This is a genomic window from Martinezella miluonensis (assembly GCF_900094545.1).
GTDB lineage: Bacteria > Pseudomonadota > Alphaproteobacteria > Rhizobiales > Rhizobiaceae > Rhizobium > Rhizobium miluonense.
In genome coordinates this window covers 100,701-121,052 of the sequence record NZ_FMAH01000002.1, presented here as the reverse complement: position 1 = coordinate 121,052, position 20,352 = coordinate 100,701, and the positions used below count along the sequence as shown (strand labels likewise).

The 20,352-nt window shown below is 60.8% G+C and carries 16 protein-coding genes and 1 pseudogene; 7 read left to right on the top strand and 10 right to left on the bottom strand.

What is annotated here, in order from left to right; all coding sequences use genetic code 11:
- The first annotated feature begins 19 nt into the window (after positions 1-19).
- The 3 genes from GA0061102_RS02940 to GA0061102_RS02930 are packed head-to-tail and all read left to right on the top strand — an operon-like array spanning position 20 to position 5,015.
- On the top strand, positions 20-424 hold the full coding sequence (locus tag GA0061102_RS02940) for a FixH family protein (RefSeq protein ID WP_425348508.1): 405 nt from the start codon (positions 20-22) through the stop codon (positions 422-424).
- Positions 421-1,848: an efflux RND transporter periplasmic adaptor subunit gene (locus tag GA0061102_RS02935; RefSeq protein WP_245297906.1), complete on the top strand. Its 1,428-nt coding sequence runs from the start codon at positions 421-423 to the stop codon at positions 1,846-1,848. Before GA0061102_RS02940 ends, GA0061102_RS02935 begins: the two co-directional genes overlap by 4 nt.
- Complete coding sequence (locus GA0061102_RS02930) at positions 1,845-5,015, top strand: efflux RND transporter permease subunit (RefSeq protein WP_092843912.1); 3,171 nt, start codon at positions 1,845-1,847, stop codon at positions 5,013-5,015. The genes GA0061102_RS02935 and GA0061102_RS02930 overlap by 4 nt, the downstream gene beginning before the upstream one ends.
- A 326-nt stretch (positions 5,016-5,341) precedes the next feature.
- On the opposite strand, the gene GA0061102_RS02920 is transcribed toward GA0061102_RS02930, so the two are convergent.
- The 3 genes from GA0061102_RS02920 to GA0061102_RS02910 are packed head-to-tail and all read right to left on the bottom strand — an operon-like array spanning position 5,342 to position 9,023.
- Positions 5,342-6,547 carry an MFS transporter gene (locus GA0061102_RS02920; protein WP_092843908.1) on the bottom strand — a complete coding sequence of 402 codons (1,206 nt, stop codon included), beginning with the start codon at positions 6,545-6,547 and terminating at the stop codon, positions 5,342-5,344.
- 52 nt (positions 6,548-6,599) lie between these two features.
- Entirely contained in the window at positions 6,600-8,015 is a 1,416-nt protein-coding gene (gene chrA / locus GA0061102_RS02915; RefSeq protein ID WP_092843906.1) for a chromate efflux transporter, read from the bottom strand.
- Between the two features lie 18 nt (positions 8,016-8,033).
- The gene (locus tag GA0061102_RS02910) at positions 8,034-9,023 is read right to left on the bottom strand and encodes a chromate resistance protein ChrB domain-containing protein (RefSeq protein WP_092843904.1); all 990 of its coding nucleotides are present in this window, start codon (positions 9,021-9,023) and stop codon (positions 8,034-8,036) included.
- Positions 9,024-9,134: 111 nt separating this feature from the next.
- Between GA0061102_RS02910 and GA0061102_RS02905 the strand changes: the two genes are divergently transcribed.
- Together GA0061102_RS02905 and GA0061102_RS02900 are read left to right on the top strand one after the other, a co-directional pair.
- Positions 9,135-10,085: a Fe-Mn family superoxide dismutase gene (locus tag GA0061102_RS02905; protein WP_245297905.1), complete on the top strand. Its 951-nt coding sequence runs from the start codon at positions 9,135-9,137 to the stop codon at positions 10,083-10,085.
- Positions 10,086-10,099: 14 nt separating this feature from the next.
- On the top strand, positions 10,100-10,570 hold the full coding sequence (locus GA0061102_RS02900; protein WP_092843901.1) for a chromate resistance protein ChrB domain-containing protein: 471 nt from the start codon (positions 10,100-10,102) through the stop codon (positions 10,568-10,570).
- Between the two features lie 182 nt (positions 10,571-10,752).
- Here the strand turns inward: GA0061102_RS02900 and GA0061102_RS02895 are convergent, their stop codons facing one another.
- The 5 genes and pseudogenes from GA0061102_RS02895 to GA0061102_RS02875 all read right to left on the bottom strand — a co-directional run.
- A complete protein-coding gene (locus GA0061102_RS02895) occupies positions 10,753-11,793 on the bottom strand; it encodes an NAD-dependent epimerase/dehydratase family protein (protein ID WP_245297904.1) in 1,041 nt (346 codons plus the stop codon).
- Between the two features lie 13 nt (positions 11,794-11,806).
- The gene (locus GA0061102_RS02890) at positions 11,807-13,018 is read right to left on the bottom strand and encodes a glycosyltransferase family 4 protein (RefSeq protein WP_092843899.1); all 1,212 of its coding nucleotides are present in this window, start codon (positions 13,016-13,018) and stop codon (positions 11,807-11,809) included.
- A 486-nt stretch (positions 13,019-13,504) separates the two neighbouring features.
- The gene (locus GA0061102_RS02885; RefSeq protein ID WP_092843898.1) at positions 13,505-13,945 is read right to left on the bottom strand and encodes a YeeE/YedE family protein; all 441 of its coding nucleotides are present in this window, start codon (positions 13,943-13,945) and stop codon (positions 13,505-13,507) included.
- The gene (locus tag GA0061102_RS02880) at positions 13,942-14,373 is read right to left on the bottom strand and encodes a YeeE/YedE family protein (protein WP_092843896.1); all 432 of its coding nucleotides are present in this window, start codon (positions 14,371-14,373) and stop codon (positions 13,942-13,944) included. The genes GA0061102_RS02885 and GA0061102_RS02880 overlap by 4 nt, the downstream gene beginning before the upstream one ends.
- 5 nt (positions 14,374-14,378) lie before the next feature.
- A pseudogene (locus GA0061102_RS02875) lies at positions 14,379-14,507 on the bottom strand (MBL fold metallo-hydrolase); the annotation flags it as partial.
- A 177-nt stretch (positions 14,508-14,684) separates the two neighbouring features.
- Here GA0061102_RS02875 and GA0061102_RS02870 point away from each other — a divergent pair.
- Both GA0061102_RS02870 and GA0061102_RS02865 read left to right on the top strand, forming a co-directional pair.
- Positions 14,685-15,332, top strand: coding sequence for a peroxiredoxin (locus GA0061102_RS02870; protein WP_092843894.1), 648 nt, complete (start codon positions 14,685-14,687; stop codon positions 15,330-15,332).
- Positions 15,329-15,760, top strand: coding sequence for an ArsR/SmtB family transcription factor (locus GA0061102_RS02865; protein WP_092843892.1), 432 nt, complete (start codon positions 15,329-15,331; stop codon positions 15,758-15,760). Before GA0061102_RS02870 ends, GA0061102_RS02865 begins: the two co-directional genes overlap by 4 nt.
- A gap of 83 nt (positions 15,761-15,843) precedes the next feature.
- Here the strand turns inward: GA0061102_RS02865 and GA0061102_RS02860 are convergent, their stop codons facing one another.
- The gene (locus GA0061102_RS02860) at positions 15,844-16,767 is read right to left on the bottom strand and encodes a response regulator transcription factor (protein WP_092843890.1); all 924 of its coding nucleotides are present in this window, start codon (positions 16,765-16,767) and stop codon (positions 15,844-15,846) included.
- Positions 16,760-20,149 (bottom strand): hybrid sensor histidine kinase/response regulator, encoded by a 3,390-nt coding sequence (locus tag GA0061102_RS02855; protein WP_092843888.1) that lies wholly within the window; start codon positions 20,147-20,149, stop codon positions 16,760-16,762. The genes GA0061102_RS02860 and GA0061102_RS02855 overlap by 8 nt, the downstream gene beginning before the upstream one ends.
- Positions 20,150-20,352: the final 203 nt, after the last annotated feature.

Below are 20,352 nucleotides of genomic sequence, written 5' to 3'. Positions count from 1 at the left end.
TCCCGATGAGATCTTAATCATGACCAAGCTTTCTCTTTCCGGAGGAGCGATGCTCCTCGCCGGGATTCTGGTTGCCGGCTCCGCGACCGTATCCCTCGCAAGTTCGCGGGACTACGAGTTCCAACCGGTTTCGCCCAATGTCAAGCAAGGCCAAGGATCGCTATTCCTTGTCCGCCTCGTTGACAAGCGGACAGGCAAGCCCGTTCCCGACGCCGTCATCTTCACGACCCGCATGGACATGGCCCCCGAAGGCATGGAGATGATGACCACCCCTGTCGAGACCTCATCTTCGACGGAGCCGGGCGTCTACGCTTTCAAGACCGACTTCACGATGGCTGGTGGCTGGCGCTTCAAGCTTGCCGCCAAGGTGCAGGGTGAACCGGATACCGTGCAGGGCGAAATCGTCCTGAAGGCAACCCCTTGAACTTGCCATCGCGTGTGGCAGCCACGCTCTTCCTCGCCGTATTGCTCGGCGGGGGAGGCTATTGGGCTGGCACGAACAACCTGGGCTCCATTGTCGGCATCGGCCCGGTCGAGAAGGCGTTTGCCACGCCTATTGCACAGAAGGCCGCGCCCGCGGGCGCGATCATCTATTACCGTCATCCGGATGGCCTTCCGCAGTTCTCGTCTGTCCCGAGAGATGCGAACGACGGTCGCCCATTCGTTTCAGTGCGTGCCAGTGAAGATGTGAGCTTCGACGACAAGGAGAATGCCTCCTCGTCGACGAAGACGACCGATGCCGCGCTTCCCGTTCCCTCCCACAAGGGCCGCATTCTTTATTATCGCAATCCGATGGGGCTTCCCGACACGTCGAAGGTGCCGAAGAAGGACTCGATGGGGATGGACTACATTGCTGTCTATGAAGGAGAACAAGCCAACTCCTCCACCGTCAAGGTTTCGCTCGGCAAGCTGCAACGCACAGGCGTGAAGACGGTCATTGCCGGAATGGCAGGCGTCGGCCGTAAGGTGCAGATCCCTGGCACAATCGTCCTCGACGAACGCCGCGTCAGCATCATCTCGATGCGAACGGATTCATTCCTCGATGACGTCGCCAGTGTCACGACAGGGGATCGCATCGCCAAGGGAGAGAAGCTCTTCCGGTTCTACTCGAAGGACATCGCCACCGTGGCTTCGGAATATGCCGCCAGTCGCAGCAGCGACGATGCCGGCCCTGCGCTTAGGCTGAGGAACCTCGGCGTCCCGCAAGAGGTTATCGACACCATCTCCAAGACACGTCAGGTGCCGGCGAGTATGACCTACACGTCGCCGCGCGACGGCGTTGTCCTCGAGCGAGTTGCAACGGCCGGCATGATGGCAAAACCCGGTGATGTCTTGTTCCGTATTGCCGATATCTCCAATGTCTGGGTAATCGCTGATGTTCCGGAATACGACCTGGCGTCGGTGCGCATCGGCGCCCCGGCAGAGGTCAAGATCCGCAGTCTGCCCGGCAGGACATTCGAAGGCACGGTCGATCTTGTCTATCCGGAAGTGAACATGCAGACGCGTACGACCAGGGTCCGCATCGAGCTTCCCAATCCGGACGGCGTGCTGCTGGCCAACATGTACGCGGATGTCGAGATCGAGGCCGGAATTCAAGGGCCGGTGGTCGCGGTGCCCAACAGCGCGATCATTGACACGGGAGACCGCCAGGTTGTCTTCGTCGACAAGAGTGAGGGTCGGTTCGAGCCGAAGGACGTCAAACTTGGCGTGCGCGGCGACGACCTTACCGAAATTCGCCGCGGTATCGCCGCCGGCGACAAGGTCGTCGTCTCCGCCAATTTCCTGCTCGATGCCGAGAGCAATCTCAATTCGGCGCTCAGCGCCATGACTGAGGAGGCCAAGCCATGATCTCACGCGTCATCTCCTGGTCCGCCCATAACCTCGTTCTGATATTTGTCGGAGCCGCGCTCGCGGTGGCGAGTGGCATCTACGCGCTGCGCTCGTTGCCGCTCGACGCCATTCCCGATCTCTCTGACGTCCAGGTTATCGTCTACACCGAGTATCCCGGACAGGCTCCGCAGGTCGTCGAAGACCAGGTTACCTACCCATTGACGACGTCGATGCTGACAGTGCCGAAGTCGAAGGTCGTGCGTGGCTTCTCCTTCTTCGGCGTGTCCTTCGTCTACGTGATCTTCGATGACGGTACCGATCCCTATTGGGCGCGCAGCCGCGTGCTGGAATATCTGAATGCGGCCTCAAGCCGCCTGCCACAGGGCGTCACACCCACGCTTGGGCCTGATGCGACGGGCGTCGGCTGGGTCTACGAATACGCGCTTGTTGCCAAGGAGCTGTCGCTTGCCGAATTGCGATCGCTGCAGGACTGGGTCGTGCGGTTTGGCGTGTCGAAGTCCGAGGGCGTGGCGGAGGTCGCGAGCGTCGGCGGCTTCGTCAAGCAGTATTCCATCGTGGTCGATCCTGCTCGCCTCAAGGCCCAGGGTGTGTCGCTGAACGATCTCGCCAACGCGGTTCGCGCCAGCAATACCGACGTCGGCGGGCGTACGATCGAGCTGTCAGAATTCGAGTTCATGGTGCGGGGACGAGGCTATCTCAAGGGCATTCCCGATATCGAGAACATTGTCTTGAAGAGCCAGAATGGCGTGCCGCTGCGTCTTGGCGACGTCGCCAGGGTGGAACTCGTCCCGGACGAACGGCGTGGTATCACCGAGCTGAACGGCGAGGGCGAAGTGGCGGGCGGCATCGTGCTGCAGCGTTTCGGCGCAAATGCATTGACCGTCATCGACAATGCCAAGAAGAGCATGGAGCAGATCAAGGGCAGTCTTCCGGCCGGCACGGACATCGTACCGGTCTACGATCGTTCGACCCTGATCGAAGCCGCCATCGAGACGCTCAAGGGCACCTTGGTCGAGGAATCCATCGTTGTGGCGCTCGTGACCATCGCTTTCCTTCTGCATGTTCGTAGCGCCTTGGTCGCTATCATCATGCTGCCCGTCGGCATCCTGATCGCCTTCATCGCCATGCGGCTGCTTGGCCTCGGCGCGAACATCATGAGCCTCGGCGGCATCGCCATCGCCATCGGCGCGATGATCGACGCGGCCATCGTCATGATCGAGAACGCCCACAAGCATCTCGAACGTGCGCCGCCCGACAAGCCGCGGGTGGAAATCCTGGTCGAGGCGGCAAGCGAAGTCGGGCCGGCGCTCTTCTTCAGCCTCCTGATCATCACAGTGTCGTTCCTGCCGATCTTCACGCTGGAATCGCAGGAAGGCCGTCTGTTCGGCCCACTCGCCTTCACCAAGACCTTTTCTATGGCTGCGGCAGCGCTGCTGTCGGTGACATTGGTGCCGGCGCTGATGGTGCTCTTCATCCGTGGGCGTATCGTGCCCGAACAGAAGAACCCGGTGAACCGCATCCTGATCTGGATCTACCGCCCAATCATCTCGGGCGTCCTCCGAGCCAAGACGCTGACCATTGTCGCGGCCTTGGCGATCTTGGCGGTTACCCTGTGGCCGGCGCAGCACATCGGCAGCGAGTTCATGCCCAATCTTGACGAGGGCACGCTAATGTACATGCCGACCACCTTGCCCGGCATCTCGGTCACCAAGGCGGGCGAGCTGATGCAGACGCAGGATCGCATCATCAAGTCTTTCCCGGAAGTTCAGACCGTCTTCGGCAAGGCGGGTCGCGCCCTGACGGCAACAGACCCCGCGCCGACGGAGATGTTCGAGACAATCATCACGCTGAAACCGAAATCGGAATGGCGGCCGGGCGTAACGATCGACAGCCTGAAGCAGGAGATGGATTCCGCGCTGCAATTCCCCGGGGTGTCCAACGCCTGGACGATGCCGATACGCGGCCGCATCGACATGTTGTCGACGGGCATTCGAACACCTGTCGGCGTCAAGGTCTACGGCACCGATCTCGGCGAAATGGAAAAGATCGCTCGCCAGATCGAGGGCGTGCTGAAGGGTATTCCGGGAACATTAAGCGCATATGCCGAACGGGTGATCGGAGGATATTATCTCGACATCGTTCCAAACCGCGTTGCGCTCGGCCGCTATGGGTTAACGGTCAACGACGTGCAAAGCGTCATCGGAATGGCGCTCGGTTCAGAGGTCGTAACGTCAACGGTGGAAGGGCGCGAGCGCTATGGCGTGGCGGTGCGCTACCCGAGAGCGCTCAGAAGCGATCCGCAGGCGATTGCCAGGGACGTTCAGATCTCTCTGCCCGGCGGCGGCACTGTTCCTCTCGGAGAGGTCGCGGATGTGAAGCTGACCCGCGGGGCAACGACGATCCGAACCGAAAATGGCCAGCTTGCAGTCTATGTCTATGTCGACATAGCGGGCCGTGATCTCGGCGGCTATGTCGCCGAAGCGCAGCAGGCAGTAGCGAAATCGCTACAGATGCCACCCGGCTATTCCGTCGCCTGGAGCGGCCAGTTCGAATATCTCGAACGCGCCGAAGCGCGACTGGCGGTCGTTGTGCCGCTGACGCTGGCGCTGATCTTCCTGCTGCTCTACCTGAACTTCAAGGCTCTGACCGAAACAATGATCGTCATGCTGTCGCTGCCGTTCGCGCTAGTAGGCGGCATCTGGCTGATGTGGTGGATGGGCTTTAATGCTTCCGTGGCGGTTGCCGTCGGCTTCATAGCTCTGGCAGGTGTGGCGGCTGAGACCGGTGTGATCATGCTGATCTACCTCGATCACGCGATGAAGGAGCAGCGCGAAGCCTGCCAAAGGGAAGAGCGTACATTCACCCGGTTGGATCTCAACAGGGCGATCATGGTCGGTGCCGTCGAGCGTGTCAGACCGAAGATGATGACGGTCGTCGCCATAATGGCGGGGCTTGTACCGATTCTTTGGCGAACGGGCACCGGCTCGGAAATCATGCAGCGCATCGCCGTACCGATGATCGGCGGCATGGTGTCGTCGACGCTGCTGACGTTGATTGTCATCCCAGCCGTCTACGGTCTGGTCAAGGGAAGGCGGCTACCATCTGCATCCTTCTCCCGTCCGTCCGCTGACGAGGACAAAGACAGACTTGAGGCGGCTGAATGAAAGGAGACGTCGGAAATGAGTGATATGATGGGTATCGGTATGGTCTGGGGGATGGGCCTTGTGGGTCTCCTCGGGGTCATCCTCGCCGCTCTCGCAGCCGCTGCGCTGATCAAATATCTTTTCTACCACTGAAGTTCTCGCGCCGTGGACAGATGGTTCACGGCGCGGGTTAGACGCCCGAACGCCTCATTCCTTTACCGGCTCGCCGAGCGTAACCCCGATCGCCGACAGGGCGGAGCGAGCCCTCAGGGTGCGAACCTTGGCATGCTCGAAAGCGGTCCCGGCACGATAGCTCGTTCTTGGACCGTCTTTCCGTCATTGCTAACTCAGCACTCTTCGGGTGGCTTGTGTCGTCGGAACTGAAGTAGCAGCAACAGGTCGTAGGTCACCTTCAACGCCGCACAGATGAGCAGCGGCCAGGAGCGATGAGATGCGGCGTAGAGAGCGCCCGCCAGTGCGGGGCTTGCAGCCGCCGCAAGGCTTCGCGGCACGGACGTGAAGCTCGCTGCTGCAGCGCGTTCGGCCTCTGTCACGACCGCCATCACATAGGATGAGCGCGTTGGTACGTCCATTTGCGAGAGTGCCGCCCGGATAAGAAGCAGGGTCAGCGCCAGCGGCAAGGTGGGCGCGAATGCAGCGAGCGCCAGGGCAATGCTGGAGGGAATATGGGTGAACACCATGGTGTTGATGAGCCCGACCCGTTTCGACAGCCATGCAGCGACGGGAAATGAGAATGCCGACAGCACGCCCGACCAGAAGAAAAATATCCCGGCTTGCGAGAGCGACAGGCTGAATTGCTCGAACAGCCATAACGCAAGGAGCGACTGAACGGCGAAACCGCCGGCAAAGGCGTCGAGACTGAAGAGCACTGCGAGTTTCAACACGATGCCCCGCGAGGGCCCAAGTGCGGACGATCCGCTGGCTTCATGACGGGCAGGATGAGGCGGTATGCGAGCGTACAGAAGCCCACCCAGGATGCCGATGATGGCGTACAGGACGAACATCAGCTTGATGGCGGTCAGTTGCACAAGTCCTATGCGGATCATCAGGTCGGGCAGGGCCGCGGCGAGCGCACCGACGGCACTGGCAAGTGCTCCGATCAAGCTGTAGCGGGCAAACATTCCCGTCCGATCGACATTGGTCGTTTCACGGACCAGCACCGCATGCTCGATCGGGACAAAGATGCTCACACTGCCGGCCGAAGGATTGATCGTCCCGGCAAACGCGACCACCAGCAGCAGCGCATAATCGCTTACCATGGACATGAGCATGCCGGTCGCAACCATCAGAGTGGCGGCCGCCAAGAGGAGACTGCGCAGATCGTGGCGCGTGCCAAGGAAGCCGATGACGATCGTCAGGAGTGCCGAGCCGAAGAGGGACGCCGTGGCGATGACGCCGACCTGCAATGGCGAGAATCCCAGGGCGAGCAGATAGACCGGCAACAGGATTGCCACGAAGCCGTCGCTGAAGTCGCGTAACGCCCGCGCCGCAAACAGATATGTGGCGGGGCGGATGCCTTGCGCCGATGTCATGAGGTTCAATCGTTCCTGATGTTCGAGGAGACTGCTTTCCCGCCCTTGATCGTTAGACCCATCCCATGACGGCGCCATAGACGAGCCCGAGGATCGAGCAGGCGGCGAGCACCGTGAGCATACCGACCTTGAAACGGAACACAGCGATCATCGCACCGAGCGTCAGCACGAAGGAGGCGATGTTCAGGGAACTCAGGACCGGTGCGTCGAAGCTGATCCCAAACCCATGGATCGGGTATGCTTGAGAAAACAGAACGTGGAGCGCGAACCACACCGCCAGGTTCAGGATCACCCCGACAATGGCAGCGGTGATGGCTGAAAGCGCTGCCGACAATGCCTTGTTGCTTCTCAGGCTTTCGATGAACGGCGCACCGAGAAAGATCCAAAGGAAGCAAGGGACGAATGTCACCCAAGTGGTCAGCAATCCGCCGAGCGTGGCGGCAAGCAAGGGATTGAGCGAACCGGGTGCGCGATAGGCGCCCATGAAGCCAACGAACTGGGTGACCATGATCAACGGTCCCGGCGTCGTTTCCGCCATGCCGAGGCCATCGAGCATTTCTCCGGGTTTCAGCCAACCGTAGTGGTCGACGGCCTGCTGCGCTATGTAGGAGAGGACCGCATAGGCGCCGCCGAACGACACGACGGCAGTCTTCGAGAAAAAGAAGCCGATGTCCGTGAAGATGTTTCCGGATCCGAACACTGCCCATAAAATCAGTGTAGGGGCGAGCCATAGCAACAGGCAGACCCCGGCGACCTTGAGAGACCATCCTATCGAGGGCCGTGCGTGCGCAGGCGTTTCCTCGCCAAGGGCGGTGTCAGCATCGGCGACCTGTTTCCCGCCGACCTTGGCGTGGCTTCCGCCTGGCGCGAATGCCGCCCATCCGGCTCGATTGCCGAGGTAGCCGATGATGGCGGCGGCAAAAACGACCAGCGGGAATGGGATGTGGAAGAATGCCAGCGCCACGAAGGCTGCCGCAGCCAGTCCTCTCAGGACGCTGTTCTTCAGGGCGCGCCTGCCGATCCGGAGCACGGCTTCGGCGACGATCGCCAGCACGGCTGCCTTCAGCCCGAAGAACAGGGCCTGAACCGCTCCAACGTTGCCGAAAATGGCGTAGATCCAGCTCAGCGCCATGATGGCTATAAGACCGGGAATTACGAACAGAATGCCTGCGACCAAGCCGCCCTTTGTCTTGTGCAGAAGCCAGCCGATATAGATGGCGAGCTGCTGCGCCTCTGGCCCCGGCAGAAGGTGGCAATAGTTCAACGCCTGAAGAAAGCGGTTCTCGCCGATCCAGCGCTTCTCCTCGACGATGATGCGGTGCATGACCGCGATCTGACCGGCGGGACCTCCAAAGCTTAGGGCTGCCACGCGCGCCCAGACCCGGACGGCGTCGCCAAATGAAATACCGTGAGGCGGCTCGCCAGCGTGCGGGGGCGGGGTGGCTTGGAGGCTTTCAATCTTGCTCATGGCGGGTGCCCCCTTGTGTCAGCCGCGCCTTGCGCGGAAATACTGGTAAAGGTTGTCGAAGACCGGTCCGCCATGGAGGATGCGTTGTTCGTCCTGCGGGTTGGCGGCGCAGATGCCGGCGATCAGGCTGGCGATGCCGGGCGTCTCTTCGTGCCCGAATTTTGCATCCTTCAGATCGATGTCGTGGACGATCTCGGCGATCGCCTGCAGCGCGGGATCGGCGATGCCTGCCATGGCGAGAAGGACCTCAAGGCTGCAGCGATCGCCTTCGTGGGTGATCTCGCCCTCGAACATGTCGAAGCGAATTTCACCCGGATTGGGGACGTATCCCTTGCCGGGTGCAAAGCGGATCGTGGCATCCGGATCGATGAAGCGACGGATGAGCCAACTGCAGGCGATCCGGTCGACATGCACGCCCTTGCGCGTGACCCAGATGCGCCCCTTCAGATCGGCTGGTGCAAGCGATGGCGTTTTGGGTTGCTCTTCGACCATGTCCTTGTCCTTTGCGAGCGCTTGCTCGAGTTCCGCAATCAAGCTCTCCGCCGAAAGGCGGCCCGTCGCTCCGAAGAAATCGATCGCTGCGATCTCGGCGAGGCGCTTGCGCAGACGATTGGTCTGCGAGCGGATCTCCGCGGTTTCGTCAGTGGCTGTGTCAGCAGCCTCCCTTCGTGCAGAAAGCGCCCGCGTCTCGGCGGCGATCGCCTCGTAGTCCTCGTCGCGGGCCGCATCGAACAATGCGTGCGTCTGGGAATCTGATAGACCGTCGATCAGACGCGCCTCACACACCATGGCCTCACCGCCGCCTTCGACGATCTCCTTCAGCAACCATTCGAAATCCTCCTGTGTCTCGACGTTCGCCGGCAGTGCGTAGACCGTGCTCTTGACGGCGACGGCGCCGATACGCTGCAGGCGTCGCCAGACCTTCACCCGGAAGTAGGCCGGCTTGCTCGGCAGTTGATAAATCAAAAGCAGCCAGCGGCGCTCGGCGGGTACTGCATCAGTTTTCATATGCAAACCGTATCATCAAAACTTAAAAATGCAACACTTGTATCATTTTCGATTCAGGCGTAGCGTCAGGGCAATCCTGCTCACCTCAGCGAGGGCGCCATGCACCGGATCATGCCACTCCCTTTCAAACCGCCGCGGCTCGATGGTCTTTCCGAGCGACTGCTTGCGAGCCACTACGAGAACAACTACGGAGGCGCTGTCCGCCGCCTGAATGCGATCGAACGACGGCTCGACGAGCTCGATTGGGGCGCCGCGCCCGTCTTCGACATCAATGGCCTGAAGCGGGAGGAGCTTGTCGCGGCGAACTCCGCCATTCTCCATGAGATCTACTTCGACGGTCTCGGCGGATCGGGGGATGCTGGCGGAGATCTGGCCACGGCGCTGGAGCGCGATTTCGGCAGCGTCGCCGGGTGGCGCTCGAAATTCTCGGCTTGCGCGAAGGCGCAGGCGGGCGGGTCAGGCTGGACCTTGCTGGTCTGGTCGGAACGCCATCGTCGTTTGATGATCCAATGGGGTCAGGATCACACAAATTGCCTGGCCGGAAGCATTCCTATCCTGGCTCTCGACATGTACGAGCACGCCTACCATCTCGATTTCGGGGCCAAGGCGGGCGCCTATGTCGACGCCTTCATGCGGAACATCCACTGGGAGCGCGTCGCCGGCCGCTTCCGGCGGACGACCGAACGGCTGGCCGATGTCATCCCGGCGGAGACGACGGTGCGCGGCCAGGATGTCGCCCCGGAGGATCTGCTCTCGCGCTTTCAAGGGCGGGAAGACATCGTCGTGCTTGATGTCTGTCTCGCCGAGGATCTGCCGAAGCGAAACGATATGTTGCCGGGCGCGATTGTCCTGCCTCCGGAGACGATCACCGACTGGGCTGACGAACTGCCCAAGGACAAGCCGATCGTCGTCTACTGCGTCTATGGTTTCCAGGTCAGCGGCGATGCAGTTGCCGAGCTGCGCCGCCGAGGCCTGGACGCGCAGGGGCTCTCCGGCGGAATTGCCGCCTGGCATGCGATCGGCGGTCCGACGGTTCCATTCGCAACTGCTGAAAACCATTAAAGGAGGACAAGTCCATGAAATGGGTTACTCGCGAACGCCCGGTCATCGACCGCATCGCTTGCCCCTGGTTGATCGCGCGGTTCATCGATAAGGAATCTGAGTTCCTGTTCGTGCCGCCCGACCAGGTGATCAGGGTGGCGCAGGAGACCGGAGCCATTCCGTACGACGTGCCTGACGTCGAATACACCCATGCGGGTGAGGGATGCAGCTTCGATGCCTTCGTCGCGAAACACGGTCTCGGCAGCGATCCGGCAATCGCGACGATCGCCGCAATTGTTCGTGGGGCCGATACTGATCGACACGACCTCACGCCGCAATCGGCAGGACTGCTCGCGATCTCCATGGGGCTGCGGGACCTGACGCCAGACGATCACGAGGTGCTGAGGCATGGCTTCGTGATCTATGACGCGCTCTATGCCTGGGCCTCGCGGCGCAAGGCCGAGACGCATAGCTGGCCGCCTGTTGCAAAGCCGACCGCGGCTTGATCTCGACCCAAATTGGGGCGGTCACGAAGGAGCAAGACGATCCGAACAGGACCAGCCATCGGCGCAATCCTGCTGTCGATCTTTATTACGTCGGCGCATGCCGACCCAGACTGACGGTGGTTGGCAAGGCGCTCGGTTGAACATGCCGTGTGGAAAATCGAGAATGAGCATCAAATGATCCGCTACGAGCTTCGCCGTTTGTGGTTCAGAGAAGGCTCAGGGGTGCGACGTGTTGAGATAGCGATTGCGTGCAGCTCCTGCTCCTTGCTTAGGTGATCAAGCATCCGGTCGATTCCCTCCTCCAGGCTGATGCGTGGTGCGAGTCCGTAGGAGCGCTGCAGATCGGTATTGCCGCAGCGATAGAAGACGCCTTCAGGGCGATCGCAGAGGCCGTTCACGACAGGATTCCAGCCGATCTGCCGGGCAATGGTTCCCGCCAATTCCATAAAGGAAGTAGCCCTGCCGGTTGAAAGATTGAGGCTGGCGCCATCCGGCAATAGCTCTTTGGTTCGCCAAATGAAATCGATACAATCATCAACATGGATGAAGTCCCGGCATTGCCGGCCGGAACCCCAGACGGAGACTTCCGCAGCGCCTCTTTCTTCAAGCAGACGACGACAGATCGCCGGGAACGGATAGGCAAGATCCTGATCCTCGCCATAGCCACTGAACGGCCGATAGGCGACCGCCCGATTGCCGTAACGCTCGACATAGAGCTTCATCAAATATTCGCCGGTCAGTTTCGCCCAGCCGTAGCTAAGATCGGGCACGCCGATGGCTGCCTCGAAAGAAATCATATCTTCCGAAAGCAGCCGATGGTTGGCGACGGTTTGCAGCGACACAGGATAAGCTGCGCTGGAGCTGAAGAACACGACACAGCCGGGTTTGGCGCGTGCTGCCCATTTCCACAATTCCGCGTCCACCGCCAGATCCTCGGCGACGTCGAGCGTACGCGCCTCCAGCGTCACGCGGCCTCCGACCAATGCGGCGAGATGGAAAACATAGTCGAAATGCTCCTGGCGACGGGCAAAAAAGGCTCGGCAGTCTTCCTCGAAAAACGTAAAGCCCGATCGGGGAAAGCGCTGCCAGAGATCGGGGTGCCGGGCCCCGGTTCCTTGCACCAGTTGATCGACACAGACGACGTCCAACCCCTCGGCCACAAGCCGCTTGATCAGATGTCGCCCGACAAAACCACAGCCTCCCGTTACCAATGCCCGCGCCATGTGACTGCCCCCATCAATGAGCGAAGAATCCGCTCCTGCCTATATAGATATCGACCATGCGCCGGCCCCATTCCGCCTTGCTGGGTGCAATCCGCTGACCAAGCGCGAGCGCGCCCTCGCAAAGTTTGCGCATCAATCCGTCGTCATCCGTGCTCGCCAGCCGCTCCGCCAGCGAACCGGCATCGCCGCTTCTAAAGACCAATCCCGCGCCGTTCCGCTCGATCTCGGCAGCAATCAACGCGTTGCTGCTGACGATGACGGGAATGCCGGACATCAGCGCTTCGGCGGCCACCAGCCCGTAGGGTTCGGGCATGCGGGAGGGCATGACAAAGACGCGGGCCTCTCCCGCCAGCGCTGTCACCTCTTCGTCGGCCAGCCAGCCCGGCACCCAACAATGCGGCAAGGCCCTCTGCATTTCGTCGAGCAGCGGTCCGCGGCCGATCAGCGTCGCCGTTCGCCCGGTCTTGTTTAACGCGTCGGCGAGAGTGCGGACGCCCTTTTCCCAGCACATGCGCCCCAAGAAGACCGTGCGGTGATTGCGCCAAGCCTCCACGGGCACCGGCGTTAATGGCTCGGTCGGTGTGCGCAGGGTCAGAAAATGTTGCAGCGGGCCTGAATGCAGGTAGGCCTCCATGCTCTCATGTGCCAGCACGATGCCGACGCGGCTCCAGAACTCCTCGCCGACGCCACGTTGGGTCAGAGTGCGGCGGAAGCGCCAGAGCTTGTGGAGATAGTTTCGCTTGTCGCAATTGGTCGTCAGACACGCAGCCGACAGCGGACGGACATCGCAGACCGTTCCACTCTGGAAGTTGATCAACCCGCCGTTCGGACAGGTAAGAAAGAAATCATGGGCCGTGATGATGACCTTGGCCTTGTGTTTGGCGAGTGCATAGAAAATCGACGGCGACAGAATCTGCGACCAGCCGTGCACATGCACCACGGTCTCCTCGTCCGTTTCCTTCAACAGACCGTCCAGCGCCTCGTAGGCACGCTTGTTATAATTCTTCTCGAAGATATCGGCGAAGGTGGGACCATCACGAAGAGGCCGTTCGCCAAGCGCAATCGTGCGGACGTCCGTAAAGCGCGGCTTAAGTCCCTGGCCGTCATCGCCGACCAGGATGGTGCAGTTCATTCCCGCCTGTCTGCTCGCATCAATGCATTGCAACGCTACTTTTGTCGCACCGCCACGAATGACCGAGACATCGTTGACAAGAATAAGCCGCATCGAACCGGTAGCCCGCCACCATTGGTTTGTAGGACCGGACGAAAGGGATTCGCCTTTTACATCATGCCCCCTAGCCGATATTCAGAGGCCTGTTCGGGGGAGAATTCAATTCATTCTTTCGCATTAAAGCGACTGGTTGCATGGAATGCATGCAAAGGTTGTGGTGCATCGTGTTTCGCGCTCCGACGCGGTGAGCTGACGATCAATCAGGCGGGAAAAGTCGATGCCCGTGAGCAGGGGTCAAAAGCCTTTGCTGCTTTGCACAGCTTCGCCATACGGTTTCGCGGTGTATTGCGGAGCGGAGCTTCGATGAAACTCGACGGGCGGTGGATCGATGATGCCATTAATTCCGGGCTCGTTCCGCCCGCTTTCTTCGTCGTGATATCGGCGCCGTCTGTCACGCCATCGGCCTGCCTTGGAGCTTGATCTGCGGCGAGACGCTGATGCTGTCGTTGATCCTGCTGATATTCATAGAGCTTTCCTCTTTCAGCGAACCCGAAGCGGCACGTTTTGCCGGGACGACACGGTGCGATAAGCGAACATGCCCACGAGCATCGCTGCGGCGAAGAGAACCGCCTCCCAGCGACCTGTGACAAGGGATGCAATTGCAGGACCAGGGCATAACCCCACCAATCCCCATCCGAGGCCGAACAGCACCGCACCGGAGACGAGCGATCTGTCGATCCTGCGGCTCGTCAGCACATTAAATTGAGTGTCGAATGTCGGTCGCGTGCGGTGGCGCTTGATTGCGTAAGCGATAGACGACGGGACGAGGGCGCCGCCCATGACGAAGGCAAGCGACGGATCCCAGGCGCCTGCAACATCGAGGAAAGCCAGAACGCGCGCCGGGTTGACCATGTCGGAGACGACAAGCCCAACGCCGAACAGGATGCCGCAGACGATCGAAACAAGGATACGGCCGGTCATGACAGGCCCCCGATCACATGACGCGTTACATAGACTGTGGCCGCTGCAACGGCCATGAATGTCATTGTTGCAACAATCGATCGTGGTGACAGCCGGGCCAGACCGCAGACACCGTGACCACTGGTGCAGCCGGAGCCAAGCCGCGTGCCAAAACCCACGAGCAGGCCGGCAATAATCAGAAGGACCGGCGAGGCTGTGATCGTCAGGTCGACATGCCGGATGTAGGCGAACGCGATCGCGGCTCCTGCGAGTATCCCGCAGAGAAAGCCGATGCCTGGCAGGCTGATGCCGACGCCCGTCCATCCGAAAGCTGAGGCGGTCAAGCCGGATATGCCGGCGATGCGGCCGTTCAGCAGCAGAAAGAGAGCAGCCGAGAGACCGATGAGAAGACCACCGGAAAGCGGCCAGATAAAATTGAGTTCAGACATGGCGGCTACAAGGCGTTGACTGGAATTTTCAGGTAATGGACGCCGTTGTCCTCGACCGGCGGCAGCTTGCCGCCGCGCATGTTGATCTGCACGGAGGGCAGGATGAGCTTCGGCATTGCCAGCGTCGCGTCGCGAATGATTTCAAAAGCCTGAGAGAGATGTGGATCAAGGATGGGGTCGGCCATGGTTTCCTCCTATCATGGTCTTTAAAATACATATTTACACTAATTGTGCAATTATGTATTTTCGATGGTCTTGAAACTAAGCCTGCGTTACAACCAAGTTGAGCTATTCGACGGAAAGGGCGGGAAATGGATGCAACGAATTCGAACCTGGGCGGAGTGCCGGCGGGGCTGCGTCTGAACGATAAAGCTCCGGGCTTTACCGCACGCTCGACAGCTGGCGAAGTTTCCCTGTCGAGCTATCGGGGGCGCTGGATTCTGTTCTTTTCCCATCCGGCAGACTTCACCTCGGTCTGCACCAGTGAGCTCATCGCCTTCACGCGGGCTCGGGATAAGTTTGCCAAGCTGAATTGCGATCTGTTGGGGCTGTCGGTCGACAGCCTCTACTCTCATCTCGCGTGGTTGCGGGACATCGAGCGTAGCTTCGGCATCAAGGTGATGTTCCCACTGATTGAAGATTCGGCGATGGTGATAGCCAAGGCATACGGCATGCTGGACGCGTCTTCCGAAAATAGCGGCACCGTCCGCGCGACTTACGCAATTGATCCGGAAGGCATCATCCGCGCTATCGTCTGGTATCCGATGAATGTCGGCCGTTCAGTCGAGGAACTGCTGCGTTTGGTGGAGGCGCTGCAGACGTCGGAACGGGAATGTGCCTTGACGCCGGAGGGATGGCGCCCCGGTGACGCGCTGATCGAACCGGCGGCAATCTCGCTGGATGAGACCGAGCAGCTGGTCGAGGGCCAATCCTGGTATTATCGGGAGCGCCGCGCGTGACCGACACATCCCTTTCCCTTGAAGCGATGCAGGACAAGGCCGTGGAAGCTGCCGACTTCATGCGCCTCTTCGGCACGCCGAGCCGCTTGATACTGCTTTGCCATATTGCGCAAAAGGAGCGCTCTGTCGGCGAGATCCAGGATGATCTGGGGCTGAAGCAACCGGGGCTATCGCAGCAACTGGGCGAGCTGCGTCAGGCGGGCGTTGTCCAAACCCGCCGCGAATCCCGACAGATCTACTATTCGATCGCCGACGATCGCGTCGCTGTCGTCATGCAGATGCTGATGCAGATGTTTTGCGGTGCCGTTCCGGCTGTCGCAGCACAAGCAATTGCCGCCAGGCCGGCATTCGCGCCGTCAAGCCGTAACGCCGGCGCGGGCTTTCCGGGCGAGATGGCGCATTGGGCACGACTGGAAAAGATCGATTGACGGTCATTCAGGATGCGATCTCCATAGGGGCCCGTATCCCGGAATGAACCAGCGAACGAGCGCCCCCGGCCATGACTTCCCACCTAAGCTTCATGCAGGACATGTGCGGCCCTCACGGCTGCCGATGCCCGGTTCTCCACGCCGAGCTTCACGTAGATCTGTTCCAGATGCTTGTTCACCGTGCGAGCGGAAAGACCGAGGATTTCGCCGATGTCGCGGTTCGACTTGCCCTTCGCGAGCCATAGCAGCACTTCGGATTCGCGCTGCGTCAGCGAGAAATGCTGGCGCAGGATTTCGTCGTCGGCGCGTTGGTTGGTGGCCGTCAGGCGAAACAGATATTCGTCAGGCCCGATGGTACCGAGGAAGGCGAATTGCAGGGCGGCCTGACCGCCATTGCTGATGGAGACGATGTTGTCGCGCGCCGGGCCGAGCCGCTCGCGTTCCAGCATGAAGGCCGCGATGTGCTTCGAGGCAAGGTCCAGGCCGTCGTCGCTGCCGGTGGCAGCGTTGATGAGGCGCGTTGCTTGCGGCGTCGACCAATGGATGGCGCCATTGCCCTTGACCGCGAGAAGATGGCGGCCGGCCGCATCGAGCGCCACTCGCGCGCTCTGGGCGGAGCGGGCATTGCGCAGGTGAACGCGAATGCGGGCGCGCAGTTCGTCGACATTGATCGGCTTGGTGAGGTAGTCGACGCCGCCGGATTCCAGCGCATGCACCACATGCTCGGTTTCTGTCAGCCCGGTCATGAAGACGACGGGAATCTGGGCGATGCCCGCATTGGCTTTTAACCGGCGGCAGGTTTCGAAACCATCCATCGACGGCATGACGGCATCGAGCAGGATGAGATCGGGCGTGATGCGCTCGACGATGTTCAATGCCGCCGCTCCGGAAGTGGCGATCAGCACGGAGAAGCCGGATTGCTCGAGCGCATCAGTCAGGAAGCCGAGTGCCTCGGGCGAATCGTCCACCAGCAAGACTATGTCGCGAGGGAGGGTGGGCTCAGCCAATCTGATCTGCCTTTTCGGTGTCGAAGGTGCGCAGCGCATTCATAAAGCCATCGAGATCGAAGGTCTGGACATGGGTACGCAAAGCGTCGGTGAAGGGTTTGTTCTGGTCAAGCTTGGCGAGATCCGCAAGCTTGGCCTCGATGCCTCTGATGTAACCGATTTCGCCGAGCCGCATCAGTTCGTGGACATGCTCTATGCCCGGGCTCTTCAATGGTGGCGGCGGCTTCGGCGCAACGATGACGGAGGCGTCGGCATAGATCCATTTCATCCCGAGATGCAGCGCAAGCTTATCGCGAAGCTGGCGGATATCGACCGGCTTGGTGATGGCATCGTTATGGCTGTCGTCGCTGTCGGTCGCGGCGGCAGCATCGCCGATATTGGCCGACAGCATCAGGATCGGCGCCTTCTGGCCGCTTTCTCTCAGCCGCGAGACAAGCTGCCAGCCGTTCATGCCGGGCATGGAGATATCGACCAGGAAGAGATCCGGCTTGATGCCTTCGATCAGCGTCAGGCAGTCGGGGCCGCCGGCGGCGGTCAGCACGATGAAATCGAGTGGTGACAGAACCTCGCGCATCAGCTCGCGATGATCCTCATTGTCGTCGACGACGACGACGGTGCGACGAGGACCTTCATAACCGACAACCCGCTGCTCTTGAGGCGGCGGCTTCATCGGGCGAAGCACTGCCGACAGCATCAGGCGCACCCTGAAGGTCGAGCCCTTGTCCTTCTCACTCGCGACGGAGATCTCGCCGCCGAGCGTGTTCGTGAGGAGCCGCGTGATGGTCAGGCCGAGGCCGAGGCCGGGCATGGGTCTTACACTATCGGCCTCGCCGCGCTGGAAGGGCTCGTAGATGCGGGTAAGATCCTTCTCGGCAATGCCCCGGCCCGTGTCCGAAACGGTGAAGGTAGCGACCTGATTACGATAGCCGATCTCGAAACGAACACTGCCGGCATCGGTGAATTTGATGGCATTGGAAAGCAGGTTGACGAGGATCTGCCGCAGCCGTTTCTCGTCGGTGCGGACATAGTCGGGCAAGGCGGCGGCGCGTTCGTGGATGAAGGCCAGCCCCTTCGCCTGCGCCTGCGGATGGAACATGTCGACGATCTGATCAAGGAAGTCGTGAATGTTGATCTCGTTGGAGTAGACCTGCAGGCGGCCGGCTTCGATCTTCGAAATATCCAGCAATCCGTCAATCAGACCGGAAAGATGCTCGGCGCTGCGCCGGATGACCTTCAGGGAAGATTGTCGGGGAGCCGGAATGGTCTCGTCACGCTCCAGGATCTGGGCATAGCCGAGCACAGCATTGAGCGGCGTGCGCAGTTCATGGCTCAAGCCCACGACATAACGGCTCTTAGCGCGGTTTGCGGCTTCGGCCACTTCCTTGGCGCTCTGCAGGGCGGCGTCCGTCTTCTTGTGGGCGGCAATTTCCTTCAGCAGCAACGTGTTCTGGCGCGAGGATTCTTCCTCGGCGACAACGCGGCTGTCATGGGCAAGTACGTAGAACCAGCAGGCCACGCCGGCGATGACGGCAAAGACGAAGAAGACGATCAGGATGGTGCGGTTGACCACGGAAGCAGTCTCGGGCGAGCCGGCGCCGACCTGATGGGCGATCATCGCCAGGATCGCACCCATGGCGGTCACTGCCAGGGCAACGGCAATGCCGTAGCGGCCGAGGCGCGTGGCGAGCCTCGCGACGATGCTTTCCGGCAGCAGCGTCTTTGCGACGGTAGCGATTTGCGTATTGAGCCGCGCTTTCGGCTTGCACATGTCGTGGCAGCGGCTGTCGAGCGAGCAGCAGAGCGAGCAGATCGGCGCGGCATAGGCCGGGCACCAGGCCATGTCCTCCGGCTCGAACGGATGCTCGCAGATCGAGCAGGTGATGGTGCTGAGGTTCTTCCAGCTCTGCCGCGGCTTGCGGGCAAGATAGTATTTGCCTTTGGTTGCCAAGGCGATGGCGGGCGAAGCGATGAGTGCAACGATCAGGGTGATATAGGGCGCAAGCGATGCCGCGATCGAGCCGAAAGCGCCGAAATGCGCGATGAGGGCGATGCTCGCCGAAAGCGTCATGGCGCCGAGGCCGACCGGGTTGATATCGTAGAGATGCGCGCGCTTGAACTCGATGCCGGGCGGTGCCAGCCCCAGCGGTTTGTTGATGAAGAGGTCGGTGGAGATGGTGCAGAGCCAGGCCATGGCGATGATCGAGAAGATGCCAAGCGTCTCCTCCAGCAGCCGGTAGATGCCGAGCTCCATCAGCAGCAGCGCGATGGCGACGTTGAAGACGAGCCAGATGACGCGGCCGGGATGGCTGTGCGTCAGCCGCGAAAAGAAGTTCGACCATGCTAGCGAGCCGGCATAGGCGTTCATGACGTTGATCTTCAGCTGCGAGATCATCACGAAGGCCGCCATCAAGAGCAGCGCTGCATTGTGCCAGGGGATCATGTAGCCGAAGGCCGTGAGATACATCTGTGCGGGATCGGCGGCGCGATCGACCGGCACGCCGGAGGTTAGCGTCAGAACGACGAGGAAGGAGCCGGCCAGCAGCTTCGGCGCGCCGATGATGACCCATCCCGGCCCGGCAAGGAAGACGGCCAGGCGATGGCGCCATTTGCTGTGGCCTTCCGGCGGCAGGAAGCGCAGGAAGTCGGCCTGTTCGCCGATCTGGGACATCAGTGCGAGGATGACGGCGGAAGCGGCACCGAATTCCACCAGATCGAAAGGTGCGGCGCCGCCCGGCGCGCCGGCTGCGTGATGAATGCCGGCAAAGGCGCGCCAGAGATCGAACTTCCCCCAGTCGGCAAAGGCGATGAAGACGAACGGAAGGACGTTGAGAACGATCCAGAATGGCTGCGTCAGTAGCTGAAACCGGCTGATGAGGCGGACGCCGTGGGTGACAAGCGGGATGACCATGACGGCGCTGAGGATATAGCCGATCCAGACGGGTATGCCGAGTGTCAGTTCCAGGGCGCCGGACATGATCGACGCCTCGATCGCAAACAGCATGAAGGTAAAGCTGGCATAGATCAGCGAAGTGATGGTCGAGCCGATGTAGCCGAAGCTCGCGCCGCGCGTCAGAAGGTCGATGTCGACGCCGTGGCGGATGGCATAGCGGCTGATCGGCAGGCCGATTGCCAGCATGACGAGGCTGGCGACGATGATGGCGTAGAAGGCGTTGGTCGTGCCATAGGAGAGCGTGATCGCGCCACCGATCGCCTCCAGCGCCAGGAAGGAAATTGCGCCGATCGCGGTTTGCGAGATGCGTTGCGAGGAGAATTGGCGTGCGCTCTTGGCGGTGAAACGCAGGGCGTAGTCTTCCAGCGTCTGGTTCGCGACCCAGCGGTTATACTCGCGTCTTACCGGAATGATGCGTTGCCGCGCAGCCATGCTTACCCTTCAACCGTCCTGCCACAATAATTCCGGCAGTCCAGCGATGTCGTAACATGGATCGATACGGCGCTTAAGGGCATGAAGGTGCCCAATGCTGCACATTTCGCCCCGGCGCCTACGTCATATTACGTATGTGGTTTCCCCAAGGGCTGCCGGATAGTCGCGGAAGGCAACGGTTAATCTTCGTTTACCGGCCGTTG

Bases quoted from the DNA above. Each gene is read 5' to 3' on its own strand.
- GA0061102_RS02910 (WP_092843904.1), bottom strand. From the start codon at position 9,023: ATGAAAACTGATGCAGTACCCGCCGAGCGCCGCTGGCTGCTTTTGATT.
- GA0061102_RS02920 (WP_092843908.1), bottom strand. From the start codon at position 6,547: ATGACATCGGCGCAAGGCATCCGCCCCGCCACATATCTGTTTGCGGCG.
- GA0061102_RS02900 (WP_092843901.1), top strand. From the start codon at position 10,100: ATGAAATGGGTTACTCGCGAACGCCCGGTCATCGACCGCATCGCTTGC.
- GA0061102_RS02885 (WP_092843898.1), bottom strand. From the start codon at position 13,945: ATGACCGGCCGTATCCTTGTTTCGATCGTCTGCGGCATCCTGTTCGGC.
- GA0061102_RS02870 (WP_092843894.1), top strand. From the start codon at position 14,685: ATGGATGCAACGAATTCGAACCTGGGCGGAGTGCCGGCGGGGCTGCGT.
- chrA (WP_092843906.1), bottom strand. From the start codon at position 8,015: ATGAGCAAGATTGAAAGCCTCCAAGCCACCCCGCCCCCGCACGCTGGC.
- GA0061102_RS02940 (WP_425348508.1), top strand. From the start codon at position 20: ATGACCAAGCTTTCTCTTTCCGGAGGAGCGATGCTCCTCGCCGGGATT.
- GA0061102_RS02855 (WP_092843888.1), bottom strand. From the start codon at position 20,149: ATGGCTGCGCGGCAACGCATCATTCCGGTAAGACGCGAGTATAACCGC.
- GA0061102_RS02895 (WP_245297904.1), bottom strand. From the start codon at position 11,793: ATGGCGCGGGCATTGGTAACGGGAGGCTGTGGTTTTGTCGGGCGACAT.
- GA0061102_RS02905 (WP_245297905.1), top strand. From the start codon at position 9,135: ATGCCACTCCCTTTCAAACCGCCGCGGCTCGATGGTCTTTCCGAGCGA.
- GA0061102_RS02880 (WP_092843896.1), bottom strand. From the start codon at position 14,373: ATGTCTGAACTCAATTTTATCTGGCCGCTTTCCGGTGGTCTTCTCATC.
- GA0061102_RS02930 (WP_092843912.1), top strand. From the start codon at position 1,845: ATGATCTCACGCGTCATCTCCTGGTCCGCCCATAACCTCGTTCTGATA.
- GA0061102_RS02890 (WP_092843899.1), bottom strand. From the start codon at position 13,018: ATGCGGCTTATTCTTGTCAACGATGTCTCGGTCATTCGTGGCGGTGCG.